Genomic DNA, 24,327 nt, shown 5'->3' with positions numbered 1-24,327 from the left:
AACTTTGGGATACTCCCATATCTCTGCTTTTAAGTTAATGACATTGTGATAGAAAAGGGCTTTCCGTACATCATCAGGTTTAGGTAACCAGTCAAGGAAGAATGACGACGGATTACCTCTTTTCCTTTAGGATTAAATATATTTTTTGATGTTCTTAAACTTAAAAATATATTCAAAATTATTTTGAAATATTCTTTAAATAAGGTTTCAGATTTTCCAAAACAACCCGATATCCATTCGGATACATATGAATTCCTTCAATTGTAAATTCCTTTTTCAGACGACCATTCTCATCAGTTAATCCGACATTCAGGTCAATGTATTCACAGTTCATTTTATCAGCTAGCTCTTTTACAGCCTGATTGGCTTTATTAATATTTTCAATGGTTCGTGTTGCTAATACTTGTTTCACCCATGCCAGAGTAGCTACATCCGGTGCGTCGTTGATTGGATAATAAGCAATCAGATAGATTTTAACATTCCCAAGCCGTTCACGAATTTGCTGAAGAATTTTTTCATAGTTTTCAATCAGATGCTCCAACTTATAACCGCTACTTCCGATATCATTAGTTCCGATATTGATAAAGATAGTTGACGGTTCTGTACCGAAGATCATTTCCTCCATATGCTCCAGCATATCATCAGTTGTATATCCGCCGATTCCACGGTTATAAGCGGTAAGGGGAATGTTTTCAGTCATTAACATTTCATTTACCGGAAATTGTTCCATTAGGGAAGATCCTGTAAAAAGTACTTTTCCCTTCTGGGCAATCTTATTAAGATACTGATAACGTTTTAATGTTTTGAGTTTTTCTCCTGCAAAAAACTGTTGCATTCTGTCTTGAGCTTTATTTGTGTTTTTTTCCATTGTGAAAATCCCCTTTCTTGATTTCCTAATCTATATCATAGGCAGGATTATCCTATGGTATTCATTAATAAAGTGATCACCGGCATGCTGACAATACTGAAGACCGTACTCATGCAAACATCTTTTACAGCCTCTGTATAATCCTGACCGTAGAGCTGGGCGAAAATCGCTACATTTGCACCGACAGGAGCAGCGGCAGCGAATAACAAAGCCAGTTTCATCGTCTTGTATTCATCCGGCAGTGCAAGTAAAAGAAGTGCAGTTGCCACTGGAATCAGAAATAAACGGATAACGGAGCAAAGATAAGTTCCTTTATCATTAAATAATTCAGAAAGTCTGATCTGAGCCAGATAAGTTCCAAGTACGATCATTGCCAAAGGTCCATTCATAGAGGCCAGCGTTGAGATAACGGAAGTAATCTCAGCTGGAAGTTGTATCGGAAGAAAGAATAATAACAATCCGATGCACAGTCCAATCACAATAGGATTTGTGATAATTTTCTTTATACTGATGACAGATTTATCTTTGGTAAAGATGAAGACACCGTAAGTCCATTGAAGAATATTTAAAAGAGCGACAAAGGAAGCTACATAGAAGACAGCTTCTTCACCTAAGACCATCTGTACAAGAGGAATTCCAATAAAGCCTGCATTGGAAAATGCACTTCCAAACTGTTTTACAACAGAGGTATTTTTAAAACAAAGTTTACTGATCAAAATAGCCAGAATTAATGCCATTAAAGAGATTCCAAAGGAGATCAGAAAACTCAAAAGCAGATCAACAGAAAATTCCCGGATGTATGACTTGATAATGGCCATTGGCATTACAAGATAAAGCAGCATTTTTCCGAGATCACCGCTTCCGGCTTTTGTAATAATTTTCTTTTTATACAGAAAATATCCACACGCCATATAGACGACCATAATGATATTTTGGTGAATCAACAGTGTTACAATTTCCATAAAAGTATTCTCCTTCATTTCGTAAAAATGTTAAATATCAAAATAAATAACAATGTTTTCTTGCTCTGTGAAGCAGATTGTAATATGGATTATTTAGAAAAAAAACAGATTATATTGCCAAACAACCATACAAATTTGCTGAAATATGCAGGCATATATTATTGCAGTGCATTCTGTTTCCTGTATTGTGCCGGCGTCATGTTCGTATCTTTCTTAAATAAACGGACAAAATTATTGAAGTCTGAGATTCCAGATAATTCTCCAATTTTGTAGCATGGAAGGTTGGTGTCTGACAGGAGAAACTTTGCATTTGCAAGCCGGAGATCAATCAGAAATTCATTTGGGGATTGTCCTGTGTACTTCTTAAATTCCCGGCTCAGATGAAATTTTGAAATTCCGGCAAAGGCAGAAAGGGAATCTAAAGTAAGTGGTTTGGCATAATTACTTTCCATATATTTAATCAGATACCGGATATTTTCTGGGATGACTTTATCGGAAGACATCGTACTTTCATTACGTTTATGGAAAAGTAAAAGCAATAGTGATTCCAGCCGGTTTGATACGAGAAAATCTCTTTCAATACTGAAATTGGTATAGTGATACAGGATGTTTTCTAATGCGTTTTGAAATTCAGCTTTTGGGATTGAAAAAGAAATATCCCCATTCTTTTCCCAAAGCTGACAAAAGTAATCGGCAGAAATTCCATTAAAATGAATATCACTATGAGTCCAGTTAGTTGACTCTGTGTGGTAATAGTGTGGTTTACGGCAATCAATCAGGAAACCGGTCCCAGGAGTCAACAGATAGGTTTTATTTTCATATTCAAGAATTCCACTTCCCTCGTAAGTATACTGAATCAGAAAAGAAAAATAATTCTGCCGTCTTGTGAAATATGCGGATTTCGATTCAAGATAAACGAAAGACTGCAGGTATAGGAAGTGCTCCCTGGTATAGTCTGAAATTGGGCGCAGATGAATAAAGTGCTGTGTGCCATCCAGAGCAAAATCAGAAAAGGATGCATCTGTGGCACTCATGGCATCTTTTGGAAAAGAAAAAGAGAAGTCGGAAAAGAGTTTTTTATTTTTGGGAGTTCTCGGAATTTTCCATTGAAACATAAGAAGCGGAATTTTATCAAACATAATTAAATCCTCCTTTGGGCAAGATTATATGGTATATCAGCAGTATTATCAGTTTTTACTTGAAAGATATTGTATTATACTTCGTCTCAGAAAGCAAGAAAATAAGTGTTCTTGGAAAGGAGAGAGAGATGGAAAAAGAGGGAACAGGTTTTTGGCTAGAACATTTCAGAACAGAAAACCAGAAGAATCCAATTGGTCTGGACTGTGAGAAACCACGATTTTCATGGGAGCTGCACAGCAAAAAGGAAAGTATTTTCCAAAGTGCATATCAGATTAAAGTTACAGATCAGTGGGGAAATGCAAAAGCGGATAGTGGAAGAGTGGAAAGTAAAGAGAATGTACTTCTTTCACTTGAACATTTTCAGCCTGAACCAATGACCGAATATAATGTTCATATAACAGTATGGAATAATTTACAGGAAAGTGCAGAAATTGAAGGTAGATTTGAAACGGGCAAATTGGGAACAGAATGGAAGGCTTCTTGGATTGAACCGGAACAGATACCTACAGAGGACAGCTCCAAGGGAAAGACGATGAACCGCCAGAGCTTGTTTAATGATCCACACAAGGGAAAGGAAAGAGATTTTGCAGAATTCCAGCCGGTACAGTACATAAGAATTCCATTTGAGCTGGAGAAAACACCGGTAAAAGCAAGAATCTATACTACAGCACACGGATTTTACAGATTATCACTGAACGGATCCAGAGCAGATGAACGAGAAATGACGCCAGATCTTATGTCGTATGAAAAAATTTTAATGTATCAGACTTATGATGTTACAGAAAGACTCAGGGAAGGGAAAAATGTAATTGGAGTAGAGCTGGCTGATGGTTGGTGGAGCGGAAGAACCGGAATGTCAGGTGACAGTTGTCAGTTTGGTGATACAACAGGGCTTCTTCTGGAAGCAAGAATCACATTTGAAGATGGAACTGTTCAGACTGTTTCAGCAGAAAATGGAGTATCACATACGGGTCCTCTTGTAAGATCAGATATTTTCGTTGGAGAAAAATATGATGCAAGACTGGAGATGCCGAACTGGGATACAGCAGAGTTCCCTGCGGATGACTGGAAACCAGTGAAAAAAGCAGAGTATGGATTTGAGAATCTGATTGGACAGTATGGAGCGTCGGTAAAATCAGTAAAAATTTTACAGCCGAAAGAAATTATTCGTTCACCAAAAGGAGAATATATTCTTGATGTTGGACAGATTGTTGCAGGAAATGTAGAAATTACATTGGATGCAGAGGCAGGAAAAACAATCAAATTAGAGCATTCAGAGGTTTTAGACGAAGAAGGAAACTATTATAATAACATTATCGGAGTGAATAAAGAACAGCAGGATGTATATGTGACGAAAGAGGGAAAACAAACCTATAGACCACATTTTACATGGCATGGATTCCGTTATGTAAGAGTGACCGGATGGCCGGGTGAGATGACGACGGAAAACTTTAAGATCTTTGTTCTTTCAAGTGAAATGGAAGATATCGGAACAGTAGAAACTTCTCACAAAGAGTTGAATAAGCTGATCCAGAATATCTGGTGGAGCCAAGTGACAAACACAATCTCAATTCCTACAGACTGTCCGCAGAGAGAGCGTGCCGGATGGGGTGGAGATATCATGGTATTTGCACCGACAATGTGTAAGAACCGGCAGGCAGATGCATTCTTAACCCGCTGGATGATGAATGTAAGAGCAGAACAGATGGAAAAAGGTGAAATCCCGAATGTTGTTCCATATCTGAAATCTTACAAGACGATGGCGAATGTAACGACGAAATTCCATACGAGCTGCGGATGGGGAGATACAGTAGAACAGGTTCCGCTTACATTATACCGGGAATATGGAGATAAACGTGTATTGGAAGAAAATTACCCGGCGATGAAACGCTGGATTAATTACATCAAAGAACGTGCATGGAACCATCATCCGGAGGAATATGAGACCTGGGATAAAGAACATCAGGAACGCAGCCATTATCTGTGGAATACAGATTTCCATTATGCAGACTGGCTTGTTCCAAGTATGGTTCTGGGAAATCCGGATGGAACTGCAATGATCCAGACGGCAAGACAGACAATGCGTTATGTCGCACCGGCTTATTTCGCAAATACAGCGGCTACAATGGCAGAGATTGCAGAGATTCTCGGACAGACAGAGGATGCCAAAGAATACAGACAACTGTATGAAAAGATTCGTGAGGCATTCATCGAAGAATATGTAAGTAAAGATGGTACATTGGAGAAAGAACTCCAGGGACTGTATGTTATTGCATTGAAGAATCACCTTTGTCAGAAAGAGTTACAGCCGAAGATGGCTGCACATCTCAATGAGATGATCCAGGAGAATGATAATTGTCTTGATACAGGATTTTTAAGTGTTCACTATTTGTTGGATGTACTTTGTGAGAATGGTTACAGAGACACTGCTTATAAAATTCTGTTCCAGACAAAATGCCCGAGCTGGCTTTATGAAGTAGAACATGGAGCAACGACGATGTGGGAGAGCTGGGGCGCAATCGGAGAAGATGGACAGGTCAGTACTTACAGTTATAATCATTATGCATTCGGTTGTGTGATGGATTGGATCTACCGCGAAATCGGGGGGATCAAAGAGCTGGCACCGGGTTATGAATCTGTTATGATTTGTCCAGATATGAAATGTGGATTGACCGATGTAAAATGTACTCAGCATACACCGAATGGCGTTCTGCAGGTAGTCTGGAAAGTGAAAGAATCAAAAGGATCCATTCGGGTGAAGATCCCATGCAATACAAAAGCAATGATCTGTCTGCCGACTGGAAAATGCATTATGACTGGAAGTGGAGAATATCAGTGGAACTTCCAGTTGAATATTTAAGAAGGTTTATAGATTTATTAGATAGTAAAAGTAGGAAAGAACGAAAGAAAAGAGGAAAAAGGATGAGTAAAAATACAGGTAAGAGATTATCGAAAAAAGAAATCATATCTTATGGTATGGCATCACCGGCAGTGAACATTGGAGCATTGATCTGCGGCTCATTTTTGTCAATGTATTTTACAGACGTTGCAGGAATCCCGGCAGCTGCTGTTGGAATGATTTTCCTTGTGGCAAGAATTTTTGATGGTATTTCAGATATCTTGATGGGGGTTCTCATTGATAAGACAAAAACGAAAATGGGAAAAGCAAAACCGTGGATCTTAGTTGGTGGATTATTCAGCGGATTTTCAGCAGCATTGTTGTTTAATGTGCCACATATTGGAACAACGGGAATGATTATTTACGGAACAGTTCTGTATTTTGTCTTTACAGGTATTTTTAACACAATGACAGGTGTTGGAGTATCCACTTCCGTTGCTTTGATCACAGATAATGTAGCAGACAGAACAGCTCTTGGAGCAAGTTTCCAGACAATCCAGTCCATGACAAGTCTTGTTATTTCCATGAGTGCTATGCCGCTTGTAACAGTATTTGGCGGCGGACAGAAGGGCTGGACCGTATTCATGATCCTGGCAGTTTTTGTTGGATATGTATTCCTATATGTATTTATGAAAAATACAAAGGAACGTCATTCTGTAGAAGCGAAAAAAGGTGAGAAAGTAGGGCTTGGAGCGTGCCTGAAAGCACTGTTTACAAACCAGTATTTTCTTTGCACAACAGCAATTGGTCTTTTGTTGAACCTTCAGCTTGCAATGGTTGGAAGCACAGGAATCTATTATGCAAACCAGATTTTGAAGAATCCAATTATCTTCTCTCTGATGTCAGTAGCAATGTATGCCCCGAAGTTCTTCGGAATTCCGCTGTGTGTACCGCTTATGAACAAATTCGGAACAAAAAATGTAACAATCGCCGGACTGGTTGTTGTGGCGGCAGGAATGGGGTCTATCCTTCTTGTACCTAAGAGTGTAACCGTTGTATTTATTGCCCTTCTTCTGAAAGGAATTGGAACATGTCCGCTTCTTGCAAGTTTTAGTGTATACACATCAGCTGCAGCTGATTATGGAAGATATAAGACAAAACTTCCAATGCAGAGTATTTACTTCAGTGGAACAAGCTTTGGAAATAAAGTCGGAGCAGGACTCGGAGGAGCATTATTAGGTGGGTTACTTTCTTTCATCGGTTATGATGGACTGGCAAAAACACAGACAGCAATGACACTGGCAGGAATCAAATACATTTATGTATTTGGTGCGGTGATCCCATGTATCCTTATGATTCTTCTTCTCATTCCGTTAGGAAAGCTTGAAAAGATGAGACCGGAGATTGAAGCAGGTTTGAGAGAGATGGACAATCATTAGAATGAAGAAATTCCTTTATCAGAGATTTCGTTTTTAAGAAAAAAGCCCCCCTTTTTTACCGAGAGCGTTTCAAGTTTTGTGTAAACAGAAAAAACTGATATAAGATATGTCGTTAGTTATCGAGGACAGAACCTGTTTTTCAGGGTTCTGTCCTTGTTTGTATTATAATGCAGTTTTAGGGCATGTCAAGCAGGACTGGCTGTGCCAGCCCTGTCTAGCATGCATTCTGCTTATAACCTTTCCAATCTTTCTTCGAAGAAAATTTCCAGCTGAGAATGGATCTGTCCCCAATCCTGACGGTGTCCCGTCCATTTCTTGGTGATATCTATCATGGCCAGATACAGCATTTTCAAGAGAATGTCATCGGATGGAAATACCGTCTTGGATTTGGTGACTTTCCGGAGCTGGCGGTTAAATCCTTCAATCGTGTTCGTGGTATAGATCAGACGTCTGACAGCTTCCGGATACTTAAAATAGGTTGAAAGATTTGCCCAGTTATCTTTCCATGACTTTGCAATCTTAGGGTATTTCCCGCTCCATTTTTCGTCAAAGCTGTCCAGTTCTGCCAATGCAACTTCTTCTGTAGGAGCTGCATATACACGCTTCAGATCTGCCATAAGTGGTTTGATCTCTTTGTATCTATTCAAAGACGGTTATAATTCTATATCATATGACCTTTTCTTAGCTTTGGCAGGCTGATTTCGCCGTATTTCCTGCTTTCTCTGATATTCAAGTTCCCATGCACGATGGGAGAACATCAGGATCCTCCACATTGAGATAATCCACCTCATTGGTTGCAATATCACGACGGTGATAGTCATAATATTTACCGAAAGTCCCCTTGAGCTGTTCAATCAGCTTATCCCGGAAATCAGGACGTATCTGGATTCTGGTATCCAGTAACTCGGTATATTGTTCTGGTTCAGGACGAAATTTTTCTTCCCGGAAAGCGGCGGCGTCTTTTTCAAGCTGTTTTTGGAGCGAGATATCCTGAGAATCCAGGATATCAAGATTGTTATTCATCTGGTCATATTTCTTGGATAGATTTGTCATATCTTTATCGGTAGAGCATTGTGCCTAGAAGATTAGCTGCTCTTTCCTTGATTTCAGTTCTTCAATTTCTTCGGTAACAGTGGTAAGCTGCTGATTCAATTTTATATGCTGAATGGGATTCAAAATACTGGTTTTCTCTTTTTTACATTCAGCTCTTTCCGTTCTGTAACTTTAGCTTTGAGTTTCTTTTTAACGATGTAGTATTTATTTAGTATTGGATTAAAATGATTCATCCAGTCATGGATCACTTCTTTTTGCATCTCATTGTGGAGCAAATGATATTGTGTAAAAATCATGTGATTTCGGATTACTTCCAATGTTTCTGCAATTATCGGAATAGACTTTTCTACAGCTTCAGCCAGTTTTGCTACTTTTGCTTTTAATTCTCGGAGCATTTTGTTATCCGCACGAATCTGACGGTTGATTTCACAGCGGTCTGCTACCATGCCTTGCCCAACTGATGATGGTAGCTGCATGGTTTGCTGTGAGATAAGCATACGAAAATCGGAGGAAAAAGGCATTGAGGGGAAATTGAGAAAAAGATGCAATATTTTTTGAGTTGAAGTATAATATCAAGTGTTAAGCCAATAGAAATAAAAAACGTTATTGCTAACATGTATATAAGAACAAAGGAGTGAATTACATGATGTATAATCCACAACTTGATACATTTATCTGCGTTGTCGAAGCTGGAAGCTTTAGTAAAGCGGCAGAAGAATTATATATAAGTGCACCTGCGGTTATTAAACAGATAAATTCTTTGGAAAACAGCTTAGATTTGCAATTATTTGAAAGAACACACAGAGGTCTTATTATTACGGAAGCTGGTAAATCGCTCTATCAGGATGCAAAATATCTGATTCAATATTCACAAGAATCGTTGATACGGGCGCAGGAAGCAATGAATCATAATGAAGAAATCATTCGTGTTGGAATATCTCCGATGACGCCACCGGAAGTTTTTGTGGAACTTTGGCCCAAGATACAGAAAATATATCCGGAGATGAAGTTTAAATTGATTACATTTGAAAATACACCAGAGAATGCAAGAGAGATACTGGCTAATATGGGAAAGAATATTGATGTGATAGCTGGAATCTTTGATGAAACAATGCTTGAACTCAGAGGCTGTGATGGCACTGAGATTTCAAGAGAACCATTTTGTGTGGCGGTATCAATTCATCACAGGCTGGCAAAAAAAGAAAAAATAACACTTGATGATCTGTCTGGAGAAAATCTTATGCTCATGCGAAGAGGATGGAGTTATTATGGCGATATGCTAAGGGATGATATGATGAAAAATCATCCTGAAATCAATATTGTAGACTTTAATCTGTACAATGTAGAAGCATTTAACCGATGCGAAAACAATAATGAGGTATTACTGGCATTCAAGAGCTGGGAAAGTGTTCATCCACTGATCAGAATCATTCCAGTAGAGTGGGATTATACTATGCCGTTTGGCATTCTTCATTCGAAAAAACCGTCCATTAAGGTTAAGCGGCTGATAAATGCTATTAACAAGGTAAAATGAAAATTGAATACATGCGAGTAGAAACCTAAAGGTTAATACTGAATAACAAAACGAGACTTCTAATGGAGTCTCGTTTTGTTATACTTTAGCTGAAGTGAAAATGGAGGATACTATATGCAGATAAAGACAATATGAATGCTTTAGATAAGAGGTAGGATATGAAAAATAAACGATTTACAGCAAAAATATTGATAGATATAGGAATGACGATATGTTTGCTTCTTCTTATGCCATATAGTCTGCTCAGCGAGACTGCACATGAGTGGATTGGTATGGCGATGCTTGTGCTTTTTATTTCACATTACATACTGAATCATAAATGGGTGGCCTCTGTAAGGAAAGGAAAATATAATGCGTTCAGAGTGATACAGACAGTACTGGTTATCATCATGCTTATTCTTATAATGGGTTCCATGATAAGTGGAATATTATTGTCAAATCACATATTTAAATGGATAAAGATTTCTGGAACATATATGACAGCCAGACAGATACATATGTTTTGCGCATACTGGGGACTGGTGGTGATGTCATTACATCTCGGATTTCATTGGAATATAGCGGTAGCAATGGCAGGACGATTATGGAAAAGTCCATCCGTTATCAGAAAATGGGTGGCAAGATTTGTTGCAGTCGTAATTGCAGGTTATGGTTTATATGCATTTTACAGGAGACAGATAGGAGATTATCTGATTATGAGGATGCATTTTGTATTTTATGATTATGAAAAGGGGATATTTCCTTTTCTGCTGGATTATCTGGCAGTAATGATATTGATAGCATTTATTGGATATTATAGTGGAGTGTTTCTAAAGAAAACAGGTAAGAGAAAACGAAAAGGTTCATACTGAAAGAAGGTGGTGTATTTATGGAAAAGCGGAAATTAGTACTTACAATTATTGGAGTTGTTATTTTAGCAATGGTAATCATGGTATATATCTACTTTTCAAAACCTGGTTCTGGCGCATTATATTATTAATCCATCGAAAGTATATATTAATGGTTATTCCGGAGGAGGAGAAACCCTGTCACTGGTATTGGCAAAGCAGCCGGAATTATATACAGCGGCACTTATGTGCAGCTCTCAGTGGGATGGTGCATATGAGCCGGTTGTGGAGATGAAAACGCCGGTATATTTTGTGATTGGCGAAAGCGACGAATACTATGGATCAGAACCTTTTAAAGAGGCATACCAGCAGATACATGAGCTTTACAAAGAACAGGGATTATCGGAATCAGAGATTGATAAACTGGTGGTACTGGATGTAAAAGATAAAGATTACTTTGAAGGAACACCGGTCACTTATCAGCATGGCGGTGGCTATCTGTTTTGTCGTGACAAAGAAATTATGGGATGGCTGTTCAATCAGTAAGAACCAGAATAAACCGAAAGGTTAAGACTGAAAAACTTATCGAAACTTCTCAAAGGAATCTATCAGTATTATAGTATGAATGTAAGATGAATGAAAGAAAACAAACAAGGAGGATACGACAATGGAATATATTTCATTAAATAATGGTGTAAAAATGCCAATACTGGGATATGGCGTATATCAGGTAACAAAAGAGGAATGTGAAAGATGTGTGCTTGATGCTTTAAAAGTTGGATACCGGGCGATTGATACAGCACAGAGTTATTTTAATGAGGAAGAGGTTGGGAATGCAATCCAAAAGTCAGGCATTCCAAGAGAAGAAATCTTCCTTACAACAAAGGTGTGGGTTGAACATTATGGATATGAAGAAGCAAAGAAATCAGTTCTTGAATCCATGAAAAAGTTAAAGACAGATTATCTGGATCTGGTATTGCTTCACCAGCCATTTTCAGATGCTTACGGTGCTTACCATGCATTGGAAGATCTGTACGATGAGGGAAAAATCAGAGCAATCGGAATTTCCAACTTTTATGTAGACAGAATGGTTGATTTTGCATCCTTCAACCGCATTAAACCTATGGTAAATCAGGTGGAAACCCACATCTTCAATCAGCAGAAAGAGATGAAGGAATGGGCAGACAAATATGATATCCGGTTAGAAGCATGGGCACCATTCGGTGAGGGCAGAGGAGGCACCTTTGAGAATCCTGTCATCGCAGAGATTGCAGAAAAATATCAGAAGACTCCGGCACAGATTATGCTTCGCTGGCATATTCAGAGAGGGGTAGTGGTTATTCCGAAATCAACACACATTGAGAGAATGGAAGAAAACTTTAATGTTTTTGATTTCACACTTTCTGATGAAGATATGAAGACTATTGCAGAACTGGACAAGAAGACAAGTTCCTTCTTCTCGCATCAGGATCCGAATATGGTGGAATGGTTCGTGAAGATGGTTGAGGAAAGAAAAAAGAATAATGACAGTTCAAAAGAAAAAAAGAACTGGTAAGCATAAGAGGAAAAAATCAATGAAAGTATTACTTGTCAATGGCAGTCCACACAAAAATGGCTGTACTTATACAGCTCTTTGTGAAGTATCCAGTGCATTAAATGAAAATGGCATAAGTACAGATATTTTTTGGATTGGAAACAAGCCGATTTCAGGATGTATTGCCTGCAGAAAATGTCAGGAAAAAAATAAATGCATCCTGGATGATATCGTGAATGAATTTCTGGAAATAGCAGGGGATTATGACGGATTCGTATTTGGAACTCCGGTACACTGGGGTGGTGCAGGCGGTGCAATCACATCCTTTATGGACAGAGTCTTTTATGCCGATTTAAACGGTGGCGGCGACAGATTCCGCCTGAAACCTGCCGCTGTGGTAATTTCAGCAAGAAGGGCCGGAACAACGGCCACATGGGATCAGGTAAATAAATATTTTGGTCTGATGCAGATGCCGATTATCACATCGAGATATTGGAATATGGTACATGGGACGAATCCGGATGAAGTAAAACAGGATCTCGAAGGAATGCAGGTTATGCAGATCCTTGGAAACAATATGGCATATTTCATTAACTGTAAAAATGTTGCGACAAAAATGGGAATTGAAATGCCAAAGGCACCGGATTTTGTATTTACCAATTTCATCCGATAGAAATTAGCGTGACAAACATTTTATACGACAGGAGGTGACCTTAGAATGAAAACAAAGAAAATAGCAGCAGTACTCTTAACATGCATCGTGGCAATCGGTTTGATGGCAGGATGTGGAACAAGCAATACCAACCAGTCTGCTTCTAATAATGACAGCCAGTCTACAAGTACAAACCAGTCTGGAAATGAAGAAGCGGATACAAATTCCGAAAACACTACAGATACAACAGAAAATACATCAACAGGAAATGGAAAAACATTGGTTGTATATTATTCAGCTTCAGGAAATACAAAAGATGTTGCTGAAAAGATAGCAAAAATTACAGAGGCAGATCTGTTTGAAATAGAGCCTGTGGAGCCATATACAGATGATGACCTTGACTGGACAGATGATGACAGCCGGGTGTCAAGAGAACATGATGATGAGAGCTTAAGAGATGTGGAACTGGTATCTACAACAGTTGATAACTGGGATTCATATGATACGGTATACATTGGCTTCCCTATCTGGTGGGGAATTGCAGCATGGCCAGTAGATAACTTTGTAAAAGAGAATGACTTTACAGGAAAAACAGTCATCCCATTCTGTACAGCAGCGACCTCGGGAATCGGTGACAGCGGTAATCTTCTGGAAGAGATGACAGGAACAGGTGACTGGAAAGAAGGGGAACGATTCCATGGTGGAGCGTCTGAAGCAGATATCAGTTCATGGATAGACAGTCTTGGATTATAAAAGAATATAAAAATATTTGGAGGAATCGTAATAAGTAAGACATAACCTTTAGGTTTAAACTGCCTAACAAAGAGAGACTTCTGTCCGGAGTCTCTTTTTCTTATACTTACAGTAAAGTTTGAAATATAGAAAAGGAAGATAAAGATGGAGATAAGAATTTTAGGAAGAGACTTAGAAGTATCAGAAATCGGATTTGGATGTATGGGAATGAGTCATGCATATGGAACTGTTTCAACACAGAAAGAAGCAGAAGAATTGATTGAAAAAGCGATCGATGAAGGCTGCACATTTTTTGATACGGCAGAGATATACGGAACAACAAAAGACCCTCATCACAATGAAAAACTGCTTGGGGAAGTGTTAAGGCCATATAGAAACAAAATTGTCCTTGCATCAAAGTGTGGGATACGTTTTGATGAAACTGCAACAACTGTAAATAAACCTTTGATTCCTGATGGACGACCGGAGACGATTAAAGCATCGATTGAGGGATCTTTAATGAGACTTAACACAGACCATCTTGATTTATATTATATTCATCGTATCGACATGACTGTACCGATTGAAGAGACGGCAGGAGCTATGAAGGAGTTAATGGAGCAGGGAAAAATCACACACTGGGGGTTATCAGAAGCCAGTGAAGAGATTATTCGACGTGCACATAAAGTATGCCCGGTTACAGCGATTCAGAACAGATATTCCATGATGTACAGGGATTATGAGAAATTATTCCCGGTGCTTGAAGAATTGAAAATAGGATTTGTTGCATTTTCGCCGCTTGCAAATGGATTACTGACAGCAGCATATCATTCCCATGGGGAATTTGAAAAGCCGGGAGATTATCGAAGCGCAATGCCACAGTTTACAGAAGAAGGATTAAAGGAAAATAATGAATTTATGTCCTGGATAAAAGTGATTGCAGAAGAAAAAAATGCCACGCCTGCACAGATTTCTCTTGCATGGATGCTTGCAAAGAAACCATATATCGTACCAATTCCGGGAACAAGAAAAGTAAATAGACTGGAAGAAAATATGGAATCAGCAGATATAAAGCTGACTCAGGATGAAGTAAAATCTATTGATGAGATGCTTGCCCATATGCCGATGTCGCAGGTGTTTGGAGGTTCAAAAATACAGAAGAAATAAAAGAGGTGAGCAATGAAAACTTAGTAAGTTTATACCAATTACATATGATCCGGTACATCACGGATATTACAGACTTGGAGAACGTGTGGGAAATGCTTTTAAGGATGGAGCAAAGTTAAAATAAGGACAGGTGATTAAAGTGAAAAAAATTGTACAGACAGCAGGAAGAAACGCACTGAATGAATTTGCACCACAGTTTGCACATTTTAATGATGATGTTTTGTTTGGAGAAAACTGGAATAATCAGGATATTGATGTAAAGACAAGATGTATTATAACAGTCACAGCACTTATCGCTTCAGGAATGATTAATACATCTTTAGTACATCATTTTGAAAATGCAAAAGCTCATGGAGTGACTCAGAAAGAAATTGCAGCCGTGATTACCCATATAGCATTTTATGCAGGGTGGCCAAAAGGATGGGCGGCATTCAATCTTGCAAAAGATGTCTGGAGTATAGACGAAGGTGATCTTTCATATGAAGATGAAGCAATGAGAGCTCATGCTAAAAAGATGATATTCCCGATTGGAGAGCCAAATGATAAATTTGCACAATATTTTACAGGGAAAAGTTTTTTGGCTCCTGTGTCTACGTCACAGGTTGGAATTTTCAATGTGACTTTTGAACCTGGTTGCAGGAATAACTGGCATATTCATCATGCAAAAAGCGGAGGCGGGCAGATTCTTATCTGCATTGCAGGACGTGGATACTATCAGGAAGAAGGAAAAGAAGCAGTAGAAATGAAACCTGGAGATTGTGTCAATATTCCGGCAGAAGTAAAACACTGGCATGGAGCAGCACCAGATGAATGGTTTTCACATCTGGCAATTGAAGTACCGGGAGAAAAAACATCATCCGAATGGTGTGAAATAGTAACGGATGAGATATATGGAAAACTGAAATAAGTACTTTCTCCCAAAAGTGGGAAAAAGAAATTTTACGGCGAACAATTATGTCCGCCGTAAAATTATGTCTGTTTTGTTAAAAAGTCTGATAGCTGTTGTCCAAGAAAGAAACCAACCTGTGGATATAACTCTTGGATTTACTGATATTTTGCTTCAATCATTTCTGGTTCATCAGTCCAGATCTTTTCATATATTTTGAAAGCTCTTTTAAAATGTGTTTTAGCTTGCGGAAGATTGGCAGTCATCAGATAAATGGTTCCAAGGGTTGCCTGTACTTTGGCATAATCCAGACAGTGATCGGAATGGTATTCCTTGATGATGCCGGATAATTTTTGCAATTCGGAGATTCCTCTTTCGGGTTCCTGCTGTTCTGTCAGGAACATTGCATAATTGGCAATCTGAGGTATGCTGTCATTTATATGAAGCAGGTTAAATTGGTCAAGCAGTGAGATACTTTTTTCCATGTGTTCTCTTGCAAGATCGGGATGACCATTCATGCGGTAAAGTCCACCCAGATTGGCATGAAGGTTGGAAACAAGGCGAGCATTGTCAACAGTGATAGTTTCTATCTGGGCAAGTGCATCTTTTTCCAGTTTTATTGCTTTTTCAGGTTTGGTTTCAAGAGTTGCCTGAAAATCTAGTAATAATGCCCGGTCAGAGTCGGTTCCAATGTTTTTTGTCTTTAACAGCCCCTTCAGTTCCTGAATGATTCCATTCATACCTTTGTGGTAGTTATAGTTATCTATGTATGGAAATGCATTTTCCAGAAGTTTTGCTGCCAGTTCCACGGCAAAAGTATGAGAGTGAACAGTTTCGATGATCTTTTCAACTGTTGCCCGGTACGTGTTTGCCTCTGAATAAAATACTGATGCCAGCTGGAAGAGAGCGTTCATATCCTCTATTTCTTTTAATGGCAGAGTATCAGATTTCAGGGAACGCAGGAAACGGTTATGTCTTTGAAACCGTTCCTGTTCAGTGCTTTCCGGAAGATCGTCAATAAAATCCATGTCAGTAATATCCTGATGAAGATTGCCGGTATATTCTACATAAAGGATATTGGTGTATTGCTTTATGTACCGCTTTGCGTAGGCTTTGGCAAGTTCACTTTTTCCGATTCCGGCGATTCCGCAAAGAAAAACATGACGGTTTTCCTCAAGCATGGTATATAATTCTTCCAGTTCTTTATCTCTTTCGATAAAATGACGGCATGGTTTCGGAACCTCACTGTCCATAATATAATCCAGCACAATGGGGGATAAAGCGCCTCCGGCGAGCAGCTTCTGATTTTGGGTATTACGTTTGATGAATTGGCGTTCCATGCCAAAAGAAATCAGTTTTGCAAGAAACAGCAGTCTTAAACTGGCTGGTTTATATAAGGGAGTCAGATTTTTCTTTTTCGCATCTGAGATGCTGTCATCCTGAATGAATAAAGTGTAAATATCTTGTATAGCCATATTACAGTCAGGCATCAGTGGAAGAAGATTCTGGTGGATGGTATGGGCTAATTTTTCCTGATAAAGAAGAAAAAGAAGTGGCAGTTTCCTGAAATACAAAATGTAAATCAGACTGTCGCTTTTTTTATGCATTTTTAAATCAAATAAATTTTAAAAGCTGATAAAAAAGAATGATAATTTGGAGAAAAGTAGCATAGAATAATTTCGAGCTGATACGACAGGGAATGTTTTGGCATATTGACAGGACATTTGAAATGATATATACTAAGCTCAGTGATCGTTCTGTAGAAACTTGCGAAGCCTACAGGCGGGGGAGAGCCTGCGGGTCTCTCCCTCTTTTGGTTTAAGGAGAAATGATATGCAGACACCGAAAAAATTCTCTTCTTTTAGTGACCAGGTTTCCTGGATCAGTGATGAAAAGGGAATAAGAATAAAAGACAGAGAATATGCGGAAGAGATGTTACGGCAAATAGGATAGTTTCCTCTTATGGGAGGATATAAACATCTTTTTAGAATATCAAACACAAAAAAGATAAAGCAGGAACAAGTTTTGAAGAAATAGTCAGTCTGTATAAGTTTGATGCAGAGCTTAGAGAGTTGTTCTTTAAATATTTACTGCAGATTGAGCGACAGTTTCAGTATAAAGGCGATATCAAACTGGACTATCCGTCTACGGGAAAAATATTTTTTAATATGTATGAATTTGACTTGTAATAATATAACGAGAAACATGAATCATATCAAAAAGGCGTCTCCATGAAAACGTTGGAGGCGCCTTTTTCTTTCAGGAAATATGGTAAACAGGTTTACAGAAAGTGCTTCTGTTTCCGGTACTCCGTTGGGGTTAATTTGTAGCGTTTTTTGAATAATCTGCAAAAATAGTCAACGTTATGAAATCCTGTCTCAGAAGAAATGAGACTGACTTTTTTCTCAGTTTTTGAAAGCAACTGACCGGCCTGTTTTAAACGGTAGTTAATGAGATAGTTAACCGGCGTTATATGTAAATATTTCCGAAACAGATTCAAAGCGGTACTCTTACTGACCATTGCCTGTTCTGCAATATCATCCAATGAGATACTCCGTGAGTAATTTAGGTGGATAAATTGCATCATGAGCTGTAACCGGGCTTGAGAAGCGGTTGAATGCTCCTTGTGCTCTTCCTGGTATGAAATGTCTGTGTTTTCAAATATTTCCAGCCAGAGATTCTGAAGGAGAGAACTGGTAAGGAGTTCTTTGGACGAAACGGAATCCTGTGCAGAAATAATTTGCCGCATGATAGATAAAACCTTTGCTTGCCAGCATACTTCTTTATGAAATATGAGAAATGGCAATGGGTAAGAAATGATCGGCAGAATATATTTCTGATAAATCAGGCTGTCGCAAGGGGCAATAAAAGAAGGCATAAATACAAAATTGGGAATGAGGGCTTTTGAGGGAGAATAAAGGCGATGGATTACCTTTGTATTAATGAATATACCATTTCCTTCGGTTAAATTAAATTGATCTTCCCCAATCCACAAAGTAACGGTTCCGGATTCAATATAAATAAACTCCAATTCTGTATGCCAGTGCCATTCGACACAGTTGAAATCAAAAACTGACAGATCTTCATAATAAAACTGGAAAGGATAGAGATTGCTTCCGTGCTGAATTGTTTCCATCAAATCTTCATCTGTAATGATTTTAGTATAGGTTGTATTTATATTCATAGAAACTTCCTTCTTTGAAACACATTTTACGATATTATACAATAAATTTCGGAAATAAATCAATGAAAACAAAGATATTATGTTATATAATTCAATAAAAAACGAGGTGAAAGAACATGATATTTAAATGGTTAAATGAAAGTGAAATAATGATGGAGGGGGATAATATTGAAATATTCGCTCCTACAGGGATGGGGAAAACGTGTATATGAAAATTTGTCTATTAAGAGAAGAACAGTAAAAAATATCAGAGCTGGAAAAAAGGATTGGTGATTCCTAATATCTTATGAAAATAATGGTGAAAATAGAAAATTCCATATCAGGAAAGAGTCTTTCTCTGTATGTTGGCAATAAGAGGAAGGTAAATAAATTAATGATCAATCTGATAGAAGCGGGATTTACCGTTAATTATGAGCCTCGTTATATATCGGGAAATTATGAAGGATGCTTTCTGTGTGAGGATGGAAATGTGATTAAAATATGTTGTAGAAAACAAAAGGAGTGATGACCATGTCAAATTATCAGAAAACAAAAAGAGCCTGTTATATGGGATTTATTACACAGGCAATTGCAGCTAATTTTGCCCCATTGTTATTTTTAAAATTTCATAATGATTATCAGATTGCACTTGGAAAAATCGCATTGATTTCTACCTGCTTTTTCCTTACACAGTTGTTGGTAGACCTGTTTTGTGCTAAGTTTGTGGACAAAATAGGGTATCGTATCTGTATTGTTATTTCTGAGGTGTGTTCCGCAGCAGGATTGGTTGGTCTGGCTTTTTTGCCGGATCTTTTGCCGGAACCGCTTGTTGGAATTATCCTGAGTGTGATAGTATATGCAGTTGGAAGTGGTCTGATTGAAGTACTTTGCAGCCCGATAGTGGAGGCGTGTCCATTTGATAACAAAGAGGCAACGATGAGTCTGCTTCACTCTTTTTATTGTTGGGGAGCAGTGGGAACGATTGTGATTTCCACATTGTTTTTTGCGGTGTTTGGCATGGACAGCTGGAAATGGCTGGCTGTCTTATGGGCACTTGTTCCGGCCATAAATATCTATAATTTTGCAACCTGTCCGATCGAGCATTTGGTAGATGAGGGGGAAGGAATGGGAATAAAAGAACTGTTTCGAAAACCTCTTTTCTGGATTTCCATATGTTTAATGATTTGCTCCGGTGCATCAGAACTGGCTATGGCACAATGGGCATCTGCTTATGCGGAGGCTGCTCTGGGGCTGTCAAAGACAGTTGGTGACCTGGCCGGTCCCTGCATGTTTGCTGTTACAATGGGAATCAGTCGTATAATTTTCGGAAAATATGGTGATAAAATAGATCTGATGAAATTTATGATCGGATCTGGAATTTTATGCGTGATATGCTACCTGCTTGCTTCTGTATCGTCGAATCCGATATCAGGTTTGATTGGATGTATTATCTGTGGCTTTTCTGTTGGGATTATGTGGCCCGGCACAATCAGTATTTCATCAGAAAGATTTCCGGCAGGTGGAACGGCTATGTTTGCTTTGCTTGCTATGGCGGGAGACCTGGGTGGAAGCATAGGTCCGGGGATTGTTGGACGTGTTACACAAAGTGCAGGAGACAATATTCGTGCAGGTATGGGAGTTGGACTTTTGTTCCCGGTTATTTTATTAATCATGCTTTTTATTTTTGCAAGGCAAAAATTTCTTTCAATAAAGTTTATGGGGGATATGATGGATGAAAATTGATATTAAGAATTTCAAATGGATTCGTGAACCAAAAGAATATAAAATTACGGAAAATGAGATTGAGATTGTCACAGAACCTCATACAGATTTATGGCAGAGAACATATTATCATTTTAGGAATGATAATGCGCCTGTTCTGCAGATGGAAACGAATGAAAAATATTTCAGTTTTGTAGTTGAGACCGATTTTATGGATAGTCATACGAGATTTGATCAGTGTGGGATTGTACTTTATCTGGATAGTGAGAATTGGTTAAAAGGTTCTATCGAATATGAAAATAAAAAATTTCAACATCTTGGAAGTGTGGTAACCAATCATGGTTATTCAGATTGGGCAACTACAGAAATTCGTGCGGATGTAAAGAAAATGTGGTATCGTTTAAGCAGAAGGGAAGATGATTATTGTATAGAGTGTTCAGCAGATGGGATTAAGTTTTCCCAGATGCGTGTCTGTCATCTTCATGAAGGTGGAAATCAAATTCGGTTTGGAGTTTATGCCTGCTCACCGGAAGAGTCATCCTTTAAAGCAATATTTAAGAATATGCAGCTGACGAAATGTCAGTGGCTGGCACACGATGGGCAGCAACCAGATTAAGAAATATATGGAATTCATCCAGGGATAAAGGCAGTATTGATAATTGGTTCTGCAAGTGGGCATATTTTATGACTGTAACAACTCTTTTTTGTACAGGACAGAACATCTTGATTGATGGACTTGAGGCTGGAAATGCGCATTTTGTATTGCCGGAGGAATAGCAATATAGACTACATAGGGAGATGACAGAATGAACAGATTCGAATTGATAAGTCAGATAAAAAAGTATAAAGCTTTTAATGAACAGGAAGAAAAAGATAAATATCTTCTTTTAGAGTGGATCATGGACAATGAGGATGCATTTTCAAGAGAAAATAAAATTGCTCATATTACTGCAACTGGTTGGGTGGTAAACAAAGACAGAAGCAAAGTCCTTATGGTATATCATAATATTTATGATTCATGGTCATGGGTTGGCGGACATGCAGATGGAGAAACAGATCTTCTGGCAGTTGCCATGCGCGAAGTCAAAGAAGAGACAGGAATTAAAAAAGTCTGTCCTGTAACAGAGGATATTTTTTCTCTAGAATCACTTACAGTAGATGGTCATATTAAAAATGGCAGCTATATTTCCAGTCATTTGCATCTTAATATAACCTATCTTCTTGAAGCGGATTCTGAAGAAACTGTTTCAATAAAAGAAGACGAGAACAGTGGAGTAGCTTGGTTCGCTCCGGAAGAAGCATTAAAAAAATCTTCGGAACCTTGGCTTGTAGCACATATTTATAAAAAACTGTTGGATAAGATGGACGAGACAGGAAGGAATGTAAGATGAAATCAACGCATGTGGAGACGGTAGCACTGCTTTCCCACAAAAAGCCAGATGGACATATCAACGTAAAAGTTGAGTTTGGCGAGGGTGAGGGAAAAGTACCGTTGGATAATGTCGCTAAAAGAGTTGAGGCATACAAGCCGAAAGAGCGAGTTATATACAAGATGATAAAGGAATATATAGAAGCTAAATATGGCTTCAAAGTACATACTGCGTATATAGCAGAGGTGAAGAGAAGTTTGGGCTTGCCAATGTATGACGCTCCTAATGCAGTAGAAGAATTGAAACATCCCAGAAAATATCCGACAGCCGAGAAAGTGGAAGCAATAAAGGATGCCTTGAAACATTTTGAGATGATTTAATGACAAAGCCGCTTGCTTATTGAATGGGTAAGCGGCTGCTTCATTATAATTAGTGTAATATAATAAAGCTTGTTCGAGAGTAAAGGGAGAGGATACGTATGAGAAGAACGTTATTCAGGTACAGGTCATTTAATACGGAAAAACTGAATGATTATAGCTATATTCATCAGAGGATAATTAACATTGAAAGAAAGAAAAGCAGGATTGCTCTGCCTGATCTACTGTGATAAATTTAAATCCATAAATGATACATATGGTCACGCTGTAGGGGACAAGGTTATCATAGCCATTACAGAAACTTTACAGAAATTATGCCGTGATAAGGATGTGGCTTTTCGCCTTGGAGGCGATGAGTTTGCAATATTTATGCCGGGAATTATGGAGCAAAAGGCAGCAGAGAAATTTTTTTCAAGACTGTTTGAGAATATCAGACAGATCGATATTGAGGAAATGGAGGGGAAAAGTATAGAAATAAGTATGGGAGCATGTTTTTACGAGGGAACTGAGGAAGTTTCTTTTGATGAGCTGTACAAAAATGCTGACAGTGTAATGTATCAGAGCAAAGAAAAACAAGGTTGTAGTGCTATGATTTACGGATTGTATACAGACAAAAAAGACAGCTGAAAGGTGATAATTAAATATGAAATCAATGCAAAATGACATGACTGTTGGAAATCCAATGAAGATTATTTTAAGCTTTACGCTTCCGATTTTTATTGGAAATGTATTTCAGCAGTTTTACAATATGGCCGATGCCGTGATCGTTGGTAAATTTGTCGGCAATAAAGCGCTGGCGGCAGTCGGAAGTACGGGTACGATCATGTTTCTGATTTATGGGTTTGTAGTCGGCATGACTGCGGGATTTACCGTACTTACGGCACAGAAATTCGGAGCCGGAGATATGAAAAGCATGCGCAAGACAGTAGTAGGCGCAGGGGTGTTATCCTTTATTGTGGGTGCTCTGCTTACCGTATTGTTTATGGTATTTATGAAACCTCTTCTGACTTTGATGAATACGCCGTCTGATATTTTTGCGGATGCGTATGCATATATCATGATCGTCAGCGGCGGAATCCTTGCGCAGATGTTGTACAATTTATTGTCCAGTATTCTGCGTGCACTGGGAAACAGTAAACTTCCACTGTATTTTCTGATTATCAGTGCACTTTTGAATATTGTGCTGGATCTGGTGTTTATCATAGGATTTCATATGGGCGCAAAAGGAGCAGCAGTAGCGACCGTGATTGCACAGGGAACATCCGGAGTGCTTTGTTTGTTTTATATTATTGCGAAGGTGCCGGTGCTTCATCTGAAAAGGGAAGATTTCTATGTAGAAAGTGATATATACAAAAATCAGCTTCGTATAGGAATTCCGATGGCATTGCAGTATTCAATCACAGCTATCGGAACGATGATGGTACAGTCGTCATTAAACATTCTGGGATCTACACTGGTTGCGGCATATACTGCAGCAGGAAAAATCGAACAGGTAGTCACACAGGCATATGTAGCTATGGGAACAACTATGGCAACCTATGGTGCGCAGAATATGGGCGCCGGTTCTGTAAAGCGTATCCGTGAAGGATTCCGAGCATGCACGATCATCGGTGCCGTGTATTCTGTTGCAGCCGCAGCGTTCATTATGACGGTGGGAAAATTTATGACCTATCTGTTTGTATCAGAAGATGTAAATGTGATCATGAGTTCTGTTGATGTTTATCTGAAATGTATCGGAATTTTCTTCATTCCGCTGGCAATCGTAAACATTTATCGAAACGGAATTCAGGGACTTGGTTATGGACTTCTGCCGATGATGGCCGGTGTGGCAGAGCTGATCGGACGTGGAGTTGTGGCAGTGATCGCCGGAGAAATGCGCAGTTATACAGGAGTCTGTCTGGCAGGACCGGCCGCATGGTCGCTGGCGGCGGCGCTGTTGATCGTAATGTATTTCTTCATTATGAATGTACATTTGAAAAAAGTATTTGGGACGAACGGGAAAGACTGATGATGTCTTTCCTTTTTTACACATAAACGTAGTAATAAAAACTATATCACAAAG

20 protein-coding genes and 4 pseudogenes are annotated in these 24,327 nt (G+C 38.7%); 17 read left to right on the top strand and 7 right to left on the bottom strand.

The features are described from left to right. Window positions 1-178: 178 nt before the first annotated feature. From BQ7344_RS03285 to BQ7344_RS03275, 3 genes are all read right to left on the bottom strand, one after another. A complete protein-coding gene (locus tag BQ7344_RS03285) occupies window positions 179-868 on the bottom strand; it encodes a GDSL-type esterase/lipase family protein (protein WP_072521422.1) in 690 nt (229 codons plus the stop codon). Window positions 869-915: 47 nt separating this feature from the next. After that, window positions 916-1,830, bottom strand: coding sequence for an AEC family transporter (locus tag BQ7344_RS03280; protein WP_072521421.1), 915 nt, complete (start codon window positions 1,828-1,830; stop codon window positions 916-918). A 158-nt stretch (window positions 1,831-1,988) separates the two neighbouring features. Continuing rightward, window positions 1,989-2,969: an AraC family transcriptional regulator gene (locus BQ7344_RS03275; RefSeq protein ID WP_072521420.1), complete on the bottom strand. Its 981-nt coding sequence runs from the start codon at window positions 2,967-2,969 to the stop codon at window positions 1,989-1,991. Window positions 2,970-3,097: 128 nt separating this feature from the next. On the opposite strand from BQ7344_RS03275, the gene BQ7344_RS03270 reads away from it, so the two are divergent. Both BQ7344_RS03270 and BQ7344_RS03265 read left to right on the top strand, forming a co-directional pair. Further along, on the top strand, window positions 3,098-5,830 hold the full coding sequence (locus BQ7344_RS03270) for an alpha-L-rhamnosidase (protein WP_072521419.1): 2,733 nt from the start codon (window positions 3,098-3,100) through the stop codon (window positions 5,828-5,830). A 62-nt stretch (window positions 5,831-5,892) separates the two neighbouring features. Beyond that, a complete protein-coding gene (locus BQ7344_RS03265; RefSeq protein WP_072521418.1) occupies window positions 5,893-7,248 on the top strand; it encodes an MFS transporter in 1,356 nt (451 codons plus the stop codon). Window positions 7,249-7,478: 230 nt separating this feature from the next. On the opposite strand, the pseudogene BQ7344_RS03260 reads toward BQ7344_RS03265, so the two are convergent. Continuing rightward, window positions 7,479-7,886, bottom strand: a pseudogene (locus tag BQ7344_RS03260) (transposase); the annotation flags it as partial. A 15-nt stretch (window positions 7,887-7,901) separates the two neighbouring features. Next, window positions 7,902-8,753: pseudogene (locus tag BQ7344_RS16765) on the bottom strand (MobQ family relaxase); the annotation flags it as partial. A gap of 191 nt (window positions 8,754-8,944) precedes the next feature. Between BQ7344_RS16765 and BQ7344_RS03245 the strand changes: the two are divergent. From BQ7344_RS03245 to BQ7344_RS03210, 8 genes are all read left to right on the top strand, one after another. After that, on the top strand, window positions 8,945-9,835 hold the full coding sequence (locus BQ7344_RS03245) for a LysR family transcriptional regulator (protein WP_072521416.1): 891 nt from the start codon (window positions 8,945-8,947) through the stop codon (window positions 9,833-9,835). A gap of 158 nt (window positions 9,836-9,993) precedes the next feature. Continuing rightward, window positions 9,994-10,686, top strand: a complete 693-nt coding sequence (locus BQ7344_RS03240) for a DUF4405 domain-containing protein (RefSeq protein ID WP_072521415.1) — start codon at window positions 9,994-9,996, stop codon at window positions 10,684-10,686. Window positions 10,687-10,872: 186 nt separating this feature from the next. Next, window positions 10,873-11,208, top strand: a complete 336-nt coding sequence (locus BQ7344_RS03235; protein WP_235816019.1) for a hypothetical protein — start codon at window positions 10,873-10,875, stop codon at window positions 11,206-11,208. 121 nt (window positions 11,209-11,329) lie between these two features. Then, entirely contained in the window at window positions 11,330-12,217 is an 888-nt protein-coding gene (locus BQ7344_RS03230) for an aldo/keto reductase (RefSeq protein WP_072521414.1), read from the top strand. Window positions 12,218-12,236: 19 nt separating this feature from the next. Then, window positions 12,237-12,869 (top strand): flavodoxin family protein, encoded by a 633-nt coding sequence (locus BQ7344_RS03225; protein ID WP_006427000.1) that lies wholly within the window; start codon window positions 12,237-12,239, stop codon window positions 12,867-12,869. 45 nt (window positions 12,870-12,914) lie between these two features. After that, on the top strand, window positions 12,915-13,601 hold the full coding sequence (locus tag BQ7344_RS03220) for a flavodoxin (protein ID WP_072521413.1): 687 nt from the start codon (window positions 12,915-12,917) through the stop codon (window positions 13,599-13,601). A gap of 144 nt (window positions 13,602-13,745) precedes the next feature. Next, a complete protein-coding gene (locus tag BQ7344_RS03215) occupies window positions 13,746-14,747 on the top strand; it encodes an aldo/keto reductase (RefSeq protein WP_072521412.1) in 1,002 nt (333 codons plus the stop codon). Between the two features lie 139 nt (window positions 14,748-14,886). Next, window positions 14,887-15,654, top strand: a complete 768-nt coding sequence (locus BQ7344_RS03210) for a carboxymuconolactone decarboxylase family protein (protein WP_072521411.1) — start codon at window positions 14,887-14,889, stop codon at window positions 15,652-15,654. 62 nt (window positions 15,655-15,716) lie between these two features. Here the strand turns inward: BQ7344_RS03210 and BQ7344_RS16385 are convergent. Beyond that, a pseudogene (locus BQ7344_RS16385) lies at window positions 15,717-17,168 on the bottom strand (tetratricopeptide repeat protein); the annotation flags it as partial. A 456-nt stretch (window positions 17,169-17,624) separates the two neighbouring features. Between BQ7344_RS16385 and BQ7344_RS16760 the strand changes: the two are divergent. Next, window positions 17,625-17,822 carry an Abi family protein gene (locus BQ7344_RS16760; protein ID WP_334292789.1) on the top strand — a complete coding sequence of 66 codons (198 nt, stop codon included), beginning with the start codon at window positions 17,625-17,627 and terminating at the stop codon, window positions 17,820-17,822. A gap of 92 nt (window positions 17,823-17,914) precedes the next feature. Here BQ7344_RS16760 and BQ7344_RS03190 read toward each other — a convergent pair whose 3' ends face one another. Further along, window positions 17,915-18,817 (bottom strand): AraC family transcriptional regulator, encoded by a 903-nt coding sequence (locus BQ7344_RS03190; RefSeq protein ID WP_072521410.1) that lies wholly within the window; start codon window positions 18,815-18,817, stop codon window positions 17,915-17,917. Between the two features lie 510 nt (window positions 18,818-19,327). Here BQ7344_RS03190 and BQ7344_RS03180 point away from each other — a divergent pair. From BQ7344_RS03180 to BQ7344_RS03150, 6 genes and pseudogenes are all read left to right on the top strand, one after another. Continuing rightward, window positions 19,328-20,539, top strand: coding sequence for an MFS transporter (locus tag BQ7344_RS03180; protein WP_072521408.1), 1,212 nt, complete (start codon window positions 19,328-19,330; stop codon window positions 20,537-20,539). Further along, window positions 20,529-21,134 (top strand): DUF1349 domain-containing protein, encoded by a 606-nt coding sequence (locus BQ7344_RS03175; protein ID WP_207726386.1) that lies wholly within the window; start codon window positions 20,529-20,531, stop codon window positions 21,132-21,134. Before BQ7344_RS03180 ends, BQ7344_RS03175 begins: the two co-directional genes overlap by 11 nt. A 190-nt stretch (window positions 21,135-21,324) precedes the next feature. Next, window positions 21,325-21,909, top strand: a complete 585-nt coding sequence (locus BQ7344_RS03165; RefSeq protein ID WP_072521407.1) for an NUDIX hydrolase — start codon at window positions 21,325-21,327, stop codon at window positions 21,907-21,909. Continuing rightward, window positions 21,909-22,268, top strand: a pseudogene (locus BQ7344_RS03160) (23S rRNA (uracil-5-)-methyltransferase RumA); the annotation flags it as partial. The gene BQ7344_RS03165 and the pseudogene BQ7344_RS03160, both read left to right, overlap by 1 nt. 183 nt (window positions 22,269-22,451) lie before the next feature. After that, a complete protein-coding gene (locus BQ7344_RS03155; protein WP_235816017.1) occupies window positions 22,452-22,892 on the top strand; it encodes a GGDEF domain-containing protein in 441 nt (146 codons plus the stop codon). Window positions 22,893-22,908: 16 nt separating this feature from the next. Further along, window positions 22,909-24,273 carry an MATE family efflux transporter gene (locus tag BQ7344_RS03150; protein ID WP_072521405.1) on the top strand — a complete coding sequence of 455 codons (1,365 nt, stop codon included), beginning with the start codon at window positions 22,909-22,911 and terminating at the stop codon, window positions 24,271-24,273. Window positions 24,274-24,327: the final 54 nt, after the last annotated feature.

The sequence above is a fragment of the Blautia sp. Marseille-P3087 genome, from assembly GCF_900120195.1.
In the GTDB taxonomy this organism is placed as follows: Bacteria; Bacillota; Clostridia; order Lachnospirales; family Lachnospiraceae; genus Blautia_A.
Note: the sequence above shows the minus strand (reverse complement) of the source record. Positions and strands in the feature narration are given on the sequence as shown.